The sequence below is a fragment of the Agrobacterium larrymoorei genome (genome assembly GCF_013322225.1).
GTDB lineage: Bacteria > Pseudomonadota > Alphaproteobacteria > Rhizobiales > Rhizobiaceae > Agrobacterium > Agrobacterium larrymoorei_A.
Map to the genome: position 1 here is coordinate 31,060 of NZ_JAAMFB010000021.1, position 12,702 is coordinate 43,761.

Sequence of the window (12,702 nt, forward strand, 5' to 3'; positions counted from 1 at the left end):
GGGTGAGGCGTGACATTCCGTTACAACGGACAGACAGTCCCCACGTCACGACGTTTGCCAAGGCCATACAATGAACCTATCGCCCGTTTCGACATTGCCACAGACCAGAGAAGCCAGAAAGCGACCACTGGTCAGCATGAGCAGCGTTTCAAAACAGTTTTCAAACGGGACGCTGGCCCTATCTGATGTTTCGTTGAGTATTGAGAATGGCGAATTCGTAAGCCTGCTCGGCCCGTCTGGATGTGGAAAATCGACGGCGCTTAGAATCATTGCCGGGCTTGGGGACGCGACATCCGGCATAATCGACTGGCCGAGTTCGCGCATCAATTCCAAAGGCCAGCCGGATGGCGACATCTCCTTCGTTTTTCAGGAACCGACGCTGATGCCCTGGCAGACGGTATTCGGCAATGTCCATCTGCCGTTAAAGCTGAAGGGCATTTCCAAGAACGCTGCCAGAGATGACGTCGCCAAAGCGCTTGAGACGGTTGGACTGCACGATTTTGCCGGTGCTTACCCACGCGAACTGTCCGGTGGAATGAAGATGCGTGTTTCAATCGCACGCGCACTCGTCACCAAGCCGAAACTGCTGTTGATGGACGAGCCATTCGCGGCGCTGGACGAGATCACGCGGCAAAAACTGAACGACGACGTGCTGAAACTGTGGAAGCAGACCGGCATCGCCGTCGTGTTCGTCACGCATTCGGTTTTCGAAAGCGCGTACCTGTCCAATCGTATTGTGATCATGCGCCCAAGGCCGGGTCGAGTGCACGCGGATTTCCCTCTCGTCACCAGTCTGGAGCGGGACGCATATTATCGCACGTCGGAGGAATATCGTCAGGCCTGCGAAAAGGTATCGAGCATGCTGATCGAAGCGATGGATGGTGGAGAGCATCCATGACATTCAATCGCGACATGGCTCTACGTATAACAATACCGATCGTCGTGGTGATCTGCATGATCCTGGTGTGGCAGGCCATCATCAGCGCATACGCGATCCCGCAATATATCCTGCCCGGTCCGGCCGCGGTCGGAAAGTCGCTCTACAATGACTGGGGCACGCTGTCGCCCGCATTGCTGGTGACGAGCAAGATCACGCTTCAGGCGCTGACACTGGCGTTGATCGGCGGTGTCGGTATCGCCATCATTCTCGTGCAATCCAGATGGCTGGAGATTGCCCTCTATCCAATCACGGTCATTCTTCAGGTGACCCCTATCGTTGCGATTGCACCACTCATCCTCATTTACACACCGACAACCCAGATTTCCTTGCTGATCTGTGCCTTCCTCGTGGCATTTTTCCCGATCCTGTCGAACATGGCGCAGGGCCTGAAAAGTGTTGACCACAATCTGCTCAACCTTTTCGACCTCTATGGCGCGTCCCGTTGGCAAACGCTGATTTATCTCAAGCTGCCGTCAGCGCTGCCCTATTTCATGACGGGCCTGAGGATTGGTGGCGGGCTTGCACTTATCGCAGCCGTCGTCGCGGAGTTCGCGGCGGGCTCTGCCGGGGCCGGGTCCGGCCTCGCCTTCCGGCTCCTGGAATCACAATACCGGCTGAACATTCCGCGGCTTTTCGCAGCATTGGTGCTGTTGTCGCTGTTGGGTGTGGTGATCTTCTGCATAACCTCCTTCATTTCGTGGCTCTTCCTGCACCGGTGGCACGAGAGTAGCATCAGGAGAGAAAATTGACGACGAATGGATTTACGGCACTGCCGCAAGGGGAACGTTTTGCGCTGACGAACGCCACATTGCCCTTGGTAGCCGTCGAAGGATTTGAAGCGCAAGCAAAGGATGGCCTTGTTTCTGCGGATATCGTGATCGCGGGCGGCAAGATCGAGGCGGTCTTGCACGCGGGGACCGCGCCTTCAGATCTGCCACGAACAGACTTGCGTAACGGCATGATTTTCCCGTGTTTTGTCGACATGCACACCCACCTGGACAAGGGCCACGTCTGGGATCGGCGACCGAACCCGGACGGCACCTTCATGGGCGCCCTGGACAATGTGCGGGCCGACCGCGTCGCGCACTGGTCATCGGACGACATCCGCGTCCGCATGGAGTTTTCACTGAAAGCAGCCTTTGCGCATGGCACGAAGCTCATTCGCACGCATCTGGACAGCATTCCACCACAGACGGATATCTCCTTTCCCCTGTTTGCCGAAATTCAGCAGGAGTGGAAGGACCGCGTTGTATTGCAGGCAGTTGCTCTTCTACCGCTTGAAAGTGTGCTCGACAAACCGGTTTTCGACGCCATAGTCGCCACCACCCGAAAACACGGTGGACTGCTGGGCGGCGCGACCCGCATCCTGCCGGATTTCGACAAGATCCTCGATACGCTGTTTCGCAGCGCTGCCGACAATGGCCTCGATATCGACCTTCACGTCGATGAGACCGAAGACCGGGAAGTGCTGACGCTAGAGGCTATCGCCGATGCCAGACGGCGCTCTGGATTCCAGGGTTCAGTGACTGTCGGCCACTGCTGTTCGCTTGCACTTCAGGACGAGCACACAATAAAACGGGTCGTCGGCAAGGTCGCGGAGGCCGACATCTCCGTCGTGTCATTGCCGATGTGCAATATGTATCTGCAGGCTCGCCATGTCGGCCGCACGCCGCGCTGGCGCGGAACGACACTCTTCAAGGAACTCACAGCCGCTGGCGTCTCCACAGCTGTCGCCTCCGATAACACTCGCGATCCATTCTACGCCTATGGCGACCTCGATGCCGTCGAGGTGCTGCGGGAGGCAGTCCGCATTCTCCATCTGGACCACCCGATTGACGACGTCGCGCGCATTGTGACAACGACGCCTGCCAATATTCTCGGCCGCCGCGATATTGGCCGCATTGGCCCGGGTCTTCCAGCCGATCTGGTATTGTTTACGGCACGCCGGTGGAGCGAATTCCTGTCCCGTCCGCAGGCAGACCGCATCGTGATGCGCAATGGCAAGGCCATCGATCGTCGCCTGCCGGACTACCGAGAGCTTGATCCCATTTTGATGAAAGAGTGACGTATGGCCGATTATGTGCAGATCAAAAAAGAGCTTGAAGGCATTGCAACAGAAGACAATCCTGCTCTTGTACGCCAGAAAAGCCGCGATTTTTATTGGTATTCCCCCGTCCTGAAACGGCAGCTGGACAATGTCACAGCCGATCTCGTCGTCTCGCCGACGTCCGTTGAAGAGGTCATCCAGACGCTCAAGGTGGCCTATGCCCATGGTGTGCCCGTGACACCGCGCGGCGCCGGTACCGGCAACTACGGCCAAGCCATGCCCCTCTCGGGCGGGATTGTCCTGAACCTCATCAACATGAACAAGGTCAAGGAAATCCATCCCGGCCGTGTGATCGCCGAGCCCGGAATTGTCATCGCAGAACTCGACCGTCAGACGAAGGCGCATTCCAACCAGGAACTGCGCTTTCATCCCTCGACCGCCCAGTCAGCGACCATCGGCGGTTTCATTGCGGGCGGCTCCGGCGGCGTCGGCTCCGTCCGCTGGGGCGGATTGCGTGATCTGGGTAATATCCTGCGCCTGAAGGTCGTGACGATGGAAGCCGAACCACGGCTGCTCGACCTGACGGCATGGGACTTGCAAAAAGTGACCCACGCCTATGGCACCAACGGCATCATCGTTGAGGTCGAGATGCCACTGGCACCCGCCTATGATTGGGTGGACGTTCTTGTGGGTTATGACGACTACATGGACGCGGTTCGCCTAGGCGATGCCATCGCTCACAAGAACGGTATTCTGGTGAAGGAAATTGCTCCGATTGCCGCACCGATCCCGTATGATTATTTCCCACGCCACAAACCATTCATTCGCCATCGAGACCAGTCGATCTGCGTTTTCATGGTGGCACCCCATTCCATGGATGCCTTTACCGCTTTCACCGAACGGCAAAAAGGAGAGATACTGTTTCGCTCCGACAAGGTCGAAAGCATGAAGCGCATACCGCATGCCTATGAACTTGCCTGGAACCACACGACGCTCCGCGCGCTGAAGGTCGATCCGAGCTTCACCTATCTTCAAGTTCAATATCCCGGGCCCGATCATGTCGCAAAAGTCCAGAAGATGACGAAGATTTTCGGTGACGAGGTTCCGGGTCACCTCGAGTTTCTTAAATTCGATGGCCATATTCAGTGCTCGGGCCTACCCCTGGTGCGTTTCACGACGGAGGAACGGTTGGAGGAGATCATAAAAATCCATCAGGACAATGGATGCCCGATTTTCAATCCCCATCGATACACTCTGGAGGAAGGCGGCATGAAGCAGACGGATACCGTCCAGCTCGCCTTCAAAAAAGAGACCGATCCTCAGGGACTGCTCAACCCTGGCAAGATGATCGCCTGGGAAAATCCCGACTTCGATTTCAAAAGCGGCGAGAACTATCTTTTCCCCGGTCTGGCGGCAGCGGGTGGCTGATGAAAATCCTTGTCCTTCACGCCCATCCGGTTGAATCGAGTTTCGGCTCGGCCCTTCATACAGAGGCCGTTGAAACGCTTCGCAGGGCTGGACACGAGGTGGATGACTGCGATCTCTACGCGGAAAACTTCAACCCTGTCCTAACGCGAGAAGAACGCCTCGGCTACCACACGGTACCAGCCAACATCGAACCGGTACGGGACTATGTGGAGCGGTTGCGCGCAGCCGATGCGCTGGTGATCGTAACTCCCGTCTGGAATTTCGGGTGGCCCGCAATCCTGAAAGGCTATTTCGACCGCGTCTGGCTTCCGGGCGTCACCTTCGACATGGATGACGGCGACCGGGGGAAACTTACGCGCAAGCTCACCAACATCAAGAAAATCATCGTTCTGACGACCTATGGCGGAAATCGCTTGCGTGCATTCCTTGCTGGCGACCCGCCGCGTAAGATTGCAACCCGTGTGCTGCGCGCGGTCGCCAGACCCGAAAGAGGCGTCACCTATCTCGCGCATTACGACATGAACAACTGCACGGTTCAGACGCGCGCCCGATTTTTGGAGGAAGCTCGTGCAGAAATGCAACGCTTATAGAGAAACAACTACGAATATAGGATTAAAATCCTTGAGCATTCATTCAAGCCCTAGAAAACCTTGGCGGCGATGATCTCAATTTCCACCAGGAATTCCGCACGGGTGAACCCACCGACAACAAGCAAGGTTGAAACCGGCTTGGGATCGAGCGTAAATCGATCACGAACGGCCATATAGGCCGGGAAGTCTTCGCGCCTGGTCACGAAGCCGGAGATGCGGATGACGTCCGCATAGGTCATGCCCGCCTCTTCCAGAATATCCCCAATCGCCTTGAAGCATAGCTCAGCCTGTGCGGAAACGTCAGGCGGAATCGTGTCATCTGGATTAATCCCCAATTGACCGGATGTTACGAGCAAACTCGCGCCCGGCTCCACCAGCAATCCATGGTTATATGCGCCGAAGGGTTGGCGCACGGAGGGCGGATTGAAAACACGCTTCATGTTGCATCTCTTTTGATGGTGGTGAAAGGCTATCGGTGTTGATTTTCACTGAGAGCTGACCCGGTAGTTCCACCGAGACTTGGCCCACTTTTTAGATATGTTTCGGGTCTGGTGATTTGGTCAAGTCGCTGTTTATCTCCTTTGTATTTTTTGGTTCGTGGGCGGAAGCGTCGTTCCGGTGTCGAGGATGTGGCAATGATGAGTGAGCGGTCGAGCAGCGCGGTCATCATCTTTGGCGTCGCCGAACACGCTGGCCCAATCGCCAAAGCTGAAGTCTGTGGTGATGACGACAATGGTGCGCTCGTAGAGTTCACTCAGCAGATGGAAGAGCAACGCGCAAAGACCTGCACTTCGGGGATATCATTGCGCAAGAATGGTCCCGCCGAGGCGGAAGGGTGCAGAGATGGCTCCCCCAACGCCGTTGAGTACGAGTGCGCCCGTTCCGGCCACCGGATTGCGAAAGCCCTCTCGAAGTTGCGGATAGACTGCTGCTAGGCCGGCAAAGCGATCGTGGTTCGTGCCATTCAGCGAGGGAATTGTCGAAATGTCGATGATTTCGAGATTAGCATTCGTTGCAAGTTCTCTGGTTCTTGGATCATCGACATCGAGAGAGCCTGCAGTGGCCGCCGAACCTGCAAGCCGCTTTGAAAGCGCGAGTGCAACATCGTCCTTTGAAGCAAGGATGACGATGGGCTTAGACAGGCGGTCGGTGACAGACAACTGCTTACGCAATAGATCAATGTCGATATCGGGAGCGGCGAGGACCAGTTGATCCACCGCTCGCACCGCGTCTGCCCTCCCCATCAACGACAGTTGTCTGATAGACTCGACAGCGAGCCAGGCACCCATGCTGTGAGCCATGATGGTGGGGCGAACTCCAGCGTGCGATAGGTCTTCGAGAAACCGAGCGAAATCATCCCGCGAGAATGCAGCTGAGTCCTTGTCTGCCACATAACCCGTTACCTCTGCCTGTGATGGCCAGTCGAAGAGGATGGCCCTCTCTTCCACCTTCGAGTCGGCTGCCATCTGCGCCAGTCTGAACAGCGCTTCCTGATGGCTGTAATTGTAGCCATGCACAAAAATCCCGGCGCGCCCATTCACAGCCGAGTGACGTGGGCCTCTTGCCAAGATGGAAAACTCCTCAGACGTCAACTCGCGTCGATTGACGACTGCAAATGAGGTGCGCGGATCTGGCTTTAACGCTGGCCATTCGATTTTTGACGGGCGATGCTTCGGCGGAATGGAAACGGTGACTTCGGAGTATCGAATGCGGTCCCCTCTCCCAGCCGTAAACACGCCATCCTGACTTTCATCTGGAACGCGGTTGGTGGCCACAAGTATCGCAACAGTTGTTGCCTGTTGGATAGGTGCCACGATTGCAAGCGTCTCGGGTCCGGGGCGAGCACAGGAAACAAGGGCGGTCACGGCAATACAAAAACAAACTAGGAGACGCAATCGATGATACTCATGATTCAAACTCAAGCGAAACTAGACGTTATCGAATGGGGGAGAAGTGTCCTTAAACGCAGCATTCATCAATTCTGGAAACTGTTGCGGCAAGGCAACGGATGTTTCTCCGGTATCACAGGTCTGGAATGCGGGTTTCGCAAACTCCGGGACACAAACTTCAGTAAACGGCGAGTATTATTTGCCAAGCTTGACGTTACCCCCGCCCATTAGAGAAGCGCCAGCTGCGAAAGTTATCATTGCAGGTACACTCTCGCATGCCATCATGACGAAGACCTTTGTACTGAAACATGGAGACCACCTGATGATCTGGTAGCGCCCTGAAAGCCTTGCCCCCAAGCGAAGATGAGCGTTCGCCATCTCTTTTTGAGATGATTGGTAGCCGCGCCATTACCTCAAAACTTTTTGCTCAAACCTGCTCTCGCGCCGACAGCTTTTTGCCCCTCATTCTCGAGGTTGAAAAGAAAATCGAAATCAAGATTCCACGCCTCGACGGTTTCCATTGACAACCCTGCGGAAACTCTTGCGAACGCACCTGACCCGTCTAGACCGGAAAAGCCGCCAGTGAGGCCAACCTTCGGTGTTAAACGGGTTTGATTTTCGAGTGTAAACTGCCGGGCAACCTCTGCTCCGAGACTGACCCGCAGTTGCTCTGTCGTAAAACCGCGCATCTCCAGCATGTCGCCATTCTGGTTTTCGACCGCATAGTCATGAACTGACTCGGAGAAGTAGATCGCCCGCATCTGTGGTGTCAGTACCGTTACATCATCTATGTTCCATTGCCCGCTAATCGCAGTATCCAACAGCCAACGTTTTGTGTCGAATGATCCATCCCAGAATGCAGTATCAATGTCGTTTGAAGATCCACCGTAAAGCAGGTTGGTATCCCAGAAAACGCCCTTACCGATCTCGAGGGATGCACTTGGGCCGACCAACCAACCGTTACCGGTAAGATCCGCGTCCCCATCTGTCGGATCAGTCATGCGGTCATAGTGAAAAGAAAAGCCAATAAGCGCTTTGTCTGATACGAGATAATCTGCACCTGCAGAGACCATGGCAAAGCTCCCCCATTTGCTGCCATTCTCATCGCGGTTATGCAGCATGAAGGTGCCATCGATCCATATGTTAAAAGGTGATAGCTCCGCTGCTGTGATGCTTTCGGCGCTACCCGATCGCATCTGCGCAAGGCTGGTCGAGAAATTCATGGTCATGCCGTTCTCCGATGGCAGCATGCGCGCAGTGATCGGGTCTGTGACTGTCGCCATCCGCCGACGCTCCAGAAGGCCGGGAACCTTGATGGTCGAGGCAATCATGTTCTGCCTCGATCGAACGAAGCCCCGCACAAGACTGTCGATCTCCATCTTAACTTCGTTAAGGTCACCGATCATGTAAACAACGACCGCCGTATTCGATACCCCGAGTGCGCTCGTTAGACGGAACTGTACACTTACTTGCCCAGAGTAGGACGGGTTAGGGATAAACTTCAGATACCAGCCGAGAGTACCAATCGGTCCCGATTGGGCGAATTCACCGTTTACGATGCTGACCGTTCCGGCGTTAGGCGGGCTGACGGTCACTATGTTAGCCGACACGAACGGCCCACCAGTTGCGCCTTCAGTCAGATCAACATTATTGGGCGCAGTACCGGCTGGTACATTTCTTTGTTTGTCAACCACGGTTACGGAGCGTTCCAGAACCGAAAGCGTGTAAATTTCATCCCCTTCAGCTCCATTGTTATCTCTGACATGAATGGTGAAGGTGTAGCTTCTGATATCGGCGTTTACATCCACAGTGCCGCTCAACTCTCCAGTTGCAGCGTTAAGACTTATGCCGTTTGGCAGTGTTCCGGTGCCGAGACTATAGACCAACGGACTGGCACCACCGTTAGCAGTGATAATCTGATTGTAATCCTCACCAGCCATGGCTTCCTTCAAACTACGATCGGCCGGACTAAAATTGAACACAGGCGATTGGGCTACCACTGTTACGGTCGTTGCCGTGGATGTCGCACTTCCGTTGTTCGAATCACCATCATATTCCGCGGTGATCGAGTGCGGGCCAACCGTCAGGGCTGCCGTCGAATAGGTCGCGGTCGTGCCGGAGATCGTGCCTGTTCCAAGCGTCGTCGTCCCGTCTTTGAACGTCACCGTTCCGCTGGGCGAAGCACCACCCGAAAGGGTCGCGGTGAAGGTCACCGATGCGCCAAGTGCTGGTGTGGTGTTTGATGCGGAGACGGAGATGAAGGGCGTAACCTGCCCGACCGTGACGGTCGTTGCCGTGGATGTCGCACTTCCGTTGTTGTTATCGCCTTCATATTCGGCAGTGATCGAGTGCGGGCCGACCGTCAGGGCTGCCGTCGAATAGGTCGCGGTCGTGCCGGAGATCGTGCCTGTTCCAAGCGTCGTCGTCCCGTCTTTGAACGTCACCGTTCCGGTGGGCGAAGCACCACCCGACAGGGTCGCGGTGAAGGTCACCGATGCGCCGAGTGCTGGTGTGGTGTTTGATGCGGAGACGGAGATGAAGGGCGTAACCTGCCCGACCGTGACGGTCGTTGCCGTGGATGTCGCACTTCCGTTGTTCGCATCACCATCATATTCGGCGGTGATCGAGTGCGGGCCGACCGTCAGGGCTGCCGTCGAATAGGTTGCGGTCGTGCCGGAGATGGTGCCTCTTCCAAGCGTCGTCGTCCCGTCTTTGAACGTCACCGTTCCGGTGGGCGAAGCACCACCCGTCAGGGTCGCGGTGAAGGTGACGGATGCGCCGAGCGCTGGCGTATTGTCGGAGGCCGACACGGCAATCGTCGGTGCGGCCTGCCCGACCGTGACGGTCGTTGCCGTGGATGTCGCACTTCCGTTGTTCGCATCACCACCATATTCCGCGGTGATCGAATGCGGACCGACCGTCAGCGCAGCCGTCGAATAGGTCGCGGTCGTGCCGGAGATGGTGCCTGTTCCAAGCGTCGTCGTCCCGTCTTTGAACGTCACCGTTCCGGTGGGCGAAGCGCCGCCCGACAGTGTCGCGGTGAAGGTGACGGATGCGCCGAGTGCTGGCGTGTTGTCGGAAGCCGATACGGCAATCGTCGGAGCAGCCTGTATGTAAGTAAAAGCGTCGGCGAGCGTTGCAGTTTGTCCGCTGACGGTTACCAAAACATCGACCAGACCTGCGGCTCCGGCGGGTGTCGTCACAGTCAATTGCGTCGCAGACGCCCCAGTCACGGTACCGGTTGCTGCACCGAACCTGACTATATTGTTAGCAGGCGTCGCATCGAAACCGGTTCCGGAAATGATGACCGAAGTATTCCCGGCGATCGAGCCGGATGCCGGTGAAAGCCCTGTAATGCTAGGAGCGGTGGAAGATGAGGCCGGTGTACAGGTAACCGTCATTGTTACCTGAGCGGGTACAGGGTCAACGGTGACGTAGTATAGAATGATTTCCAGTGCGGCAGTGCCGCCATCCGCAACAAAGGTATGGGTTCCGCTGGCGGACAAGCTGCCGGTCGTTTTCGATTCATCAGCGTACTCGTAGGTCTCATAATCCCCCACGTAATAATTTACAAACGTTTCGCTTCCGGCATACGAGCTGCCACTGACCGACCAGGATATTTTTTCACCGGCCTCGAACGGGCTCAGTTCATCAAAATAGGTGTTCAGTCCCGAAGTAGCCGAGGTCGAAGTCAGCGACCGCCCGCCTGACCAGTTGTCGTTAACAGTCTGGCATGCGTTAGAGGCCGCAAGCGCAGTTGTTGAGGCGATAAAATACCATGCCGACAGCGTTATAAAACAAAAGCAAAATCTAAGTATGAGACGAACACTGTTCGCTATAACGCCATGCCGCATTATCACGCCTTCCCGCATAATATTGTCCACAACTTCCGATCCCGACAGCCGAACTGCGGCTTGGGCGATTTAGGCACTCTCACGAATCCGATGTCTTCAGAGCCGAGATTGCCCTGGCACTTTTGCGTCCGAATATTAAAACAGAGAAAATCGAGATTAACGTCGCCAGCCTCGTGCAATAAAAAAATTCACGGCGGCATAGGGCATTTAACGCATATATATATAGATATAATAAGCGATGAAGTTGCCGCCCGGCACCAACTAACGCAAGAGGAGTATTGCAGATATACATGCTGCGCAAATACCTATGTGCTCGACCGACAAGGGCGATCGGATAGACCTGATTGGAAAGACGCTTCGCCTGCGATCCACGGATGCAGACAAAGAATCTTATTCAACCCAAGCGTATTTCAACTGAAAAATTCTTGCCATTACTACGTGCACAATCATTGATGGTGTTCGCTAGAATTTGTCAGCTTTGTGGCAAACATGTCTCGCGGCGTATTTACGTAGTAACTCACGCTCCGGGTGGGTCGATGTGCCAACTTTTTCGACACAAACAAAAGTCTATCGTCTCGCCGAGATACGAGCCGCTTTTGCTATTTCCTTATGAAAGAGGTGTTCGGCAAGGCGCGCACGTTATGTCGCCTCGCCGCGTTGATGGTTCAGTCTATGTCGGGATTACGGTCTGTTCGGGTATAGTCCCTGAACTGCGATGCACACCGTCATGCCCATACTCGGCGGCTGGGTCGGAGTGGTGGCTGTTGCCATAACCAAAGCGTTTGGATTTACGGTGACATTTCCGCCAGTGATGCCTGTGGGAACATTGAAGTTAACAGCGCCGTGGCCAGCCGTACCTGTGAGCTTGACTTCCAGCCCGCCCAGTTCAACCGTCGTTGCCGTCGTTGCCGAGGGAACGTAAATCGGCGCTTGAGTGGAACCCGTACTCGCCCCCTGCCCAAGAAAGGATCCAGTGGCCGCGCTATTCTGACCTAACGTTTGTTTCGCAGTTAGTATCGATGTGACGCCCAGTGAGCCCGGAGTTGCATCAATCTTGACAGGCTGTGTACCGCCACCGGTACCGACAAATGTTGCAGAATGCGTGTGTTGCAGCAACGGGACCTGTGTCGCATTGAGCAGCACTGACTCCTGGCCAAATTTTTCACCCATCGCGACATTTGTCAGCCCTGGACCCTGGCCTTTGGCGACAGTTACGCGCCCACGCAAATCCGGTAGATTGAACACCGCGGTATTATCGCCGCCGTAACGAAAGCCGATAAGTCCAAACAACGCCTGATTCTGCTGAATAGTAAGACCTCTGCCGTCCGCTGGAAGATACCCCATAGGGCACCAGTCCATGGCGAATGTGCAAATGCTTGCAATATACGGCTCTGTATTGCAAGCCGCCGCAGGTGTGGCCGTGACGATCGCCAATGTGCCCATTCCCGTTGCAAGGCTGGCGACCAATCCCAGCGTCGATATTCCACTTACCAAACGTCGATTTAGCGTATTTAAATCCTGCATGAGCTGTATCCTTTCGCGCTACCCAAGAGTGCGCAAATCGACAGAAATATATACCGCAGATTGCGCAATCTGAGATTGCTTGAAAGAAGTAAATGAAACTTTAGCATTGTTGTTCAGGCTTTGATAATACAACCAAAAGAGCAATAATTCTAATTCGCGACGACCAGCCGGTTTTACGCCACATAAACGCGTGAGAAATATTTAACCGCTTTGCGCGAACCCTTACTTCGTACGCTTAAACTATCTGTGTCGATCACAATCGATAGATTAATGACAAAGCGTATGAGCGACTTAGGTATCTGTATTCTCAGAGGTGGCTCGGAAAATCTGCACAGCTAGGATAAGTGGAATTTCTGCCTGACTTCAGCTTAAATGCTGAGAACAGGAGATACCATGACGAGACGACCGCGCCGGAACCATAGCCCGGCTT

General features: G+C 55.1%; 9 protein-coding genes and 1 pseudogene. 5 read left to right on the forward strand and 5 right to left on the reverse strand.

What is annotated here, in order from left to right; translation table 11 throughout:
• Positions 1–70: 70 nt before the first annotated feature.
• Genes G6L28_RS13335 through G6L28_RS13355 form a run of 5 tightly spaced genes read left to right on the forward strand, consistent with a single transcriptional unit; the run spans position 71 to position 5,005 of the window.
• On the forward strand, positions 71–898 hold the full coding sequence (locus G6L28_RS13335) for an ABC transporter ATP-binding protein (protein ID WP_174064315.1): 828 nt from the start codon (positions 71–73) through the stop codon (positions 896–898).
• Positions 895–1,689, forward strand: coding sequence for an ABC transporter permease (locus G6L28_RS13340; RefSeq protein WP_174064316.1), 795 nt, complete (start codon positions 895–897; stop codon positions 1,687–1,689). Before G6L28_RS13335 ends, G6L28_RS13340 begins: the two co-directional genes overlap by 4 nt.
• Positions 1,686–3,005, forward strand: coding sequence for a cytosine deaminase (locus tag G6L28_RS13345; protein WP_234902566.1), 1,320 nt, complete (start codon positions 1,686–1,688; stop codon positions 3,003–3,005). The genes G6L28_RS13340 and G6L28_RS13345 overlap by 4 nt, the downstream gene beginning before the upstream one ends.
• A gap of 3 nt (positions 3,006–3,008) precedes the next feature.
• Complete coding sequence (locus tag G6L28_RS13350; protein ID WP_174064317.1) at positions 3,009–4,415, forward strand: FAD-binding oxidoreductase; 1,407 nt, start codon at positions 3,009–3,011, stop codon at positions 4,413–4,415.
• Positions 4,415–5,005, forward strand: coding sequence for an NAD(P)H-dependent oxidoreductase (locus tag G6L28_RS13355; protein ID WP_174064318.1), 591 nt, complete (start codon positions 4,415–4,417; stop codon positions 5,003–5,005). The genes G6L28_RS13350 and G6L28_RS13355 overlap by 1 nt, the downstream gene beginning before the upstream one ends.
• A 50-nt stretch (positions 5,006–5,055) precedes the next feature.
• Here G6L28_RS13355 and G6L28_RS13360 read toward each other — a convergent pair whose 3' ends face one another.
• The 5 genes and pseudogenes from G6L28_RS13360 to G6L28_RS13380 form a co-directional block, all read right to left on the reverse strand.
• Positions 5,056–5,445, reverse strand: coding sequence for a RidA family protein (locus G6L28_RS13360; protein WP_174064319.1), 390 nt, complete (start codon positions 5,443–5,445; stop codon positions 5,056–5,058).
• A gap of 174 nt (positions 5,446–5,619) precedes the next feature.
• Positions 5,620–5,781 (reverse strand): annotated as a pseudogene (locus tag G6L28_RS13365) (ATP-binding protein); the annotation flags it as partial.
• A 24-nt stretch (positions 5,782–5,805) separates the two neighbouring features.
• Complete coding sequence (locus G6L28_RS13370; protein WP_174064321.1) at positions 5,806–6,819, reverse strand: alpha/beta fold hydrolase; 1,014 nt, start codon at positions 6,817–6,819, stop codon at positions 5,806–5,808.
• 488 nt (positions 6,820–7,307) lie between these two features.
• Positions 7,308–10,400, reverse strand: a complete 3,093-nt coding sequence (locus G6L28_RS13375; protein WP_174064322.1) for an Ig-like domain repeat protein — start codon at positions 10,398–10,400, stop codon at positions 7,308–7,310.
• 1,029 nt (positions 10,401–11,429) lie between these two features.
• A complete protein-coding gene (locus G6L28_RS13380; protein ID WP_174064323.1) occupies positions 11,430–12,272 on the reverse strand; it encodes a phage tail protein in 843 nt (280 codons plus the stop codon).
• Positions 12,273–12,702 lie beyond the last annotated feature (430 nt).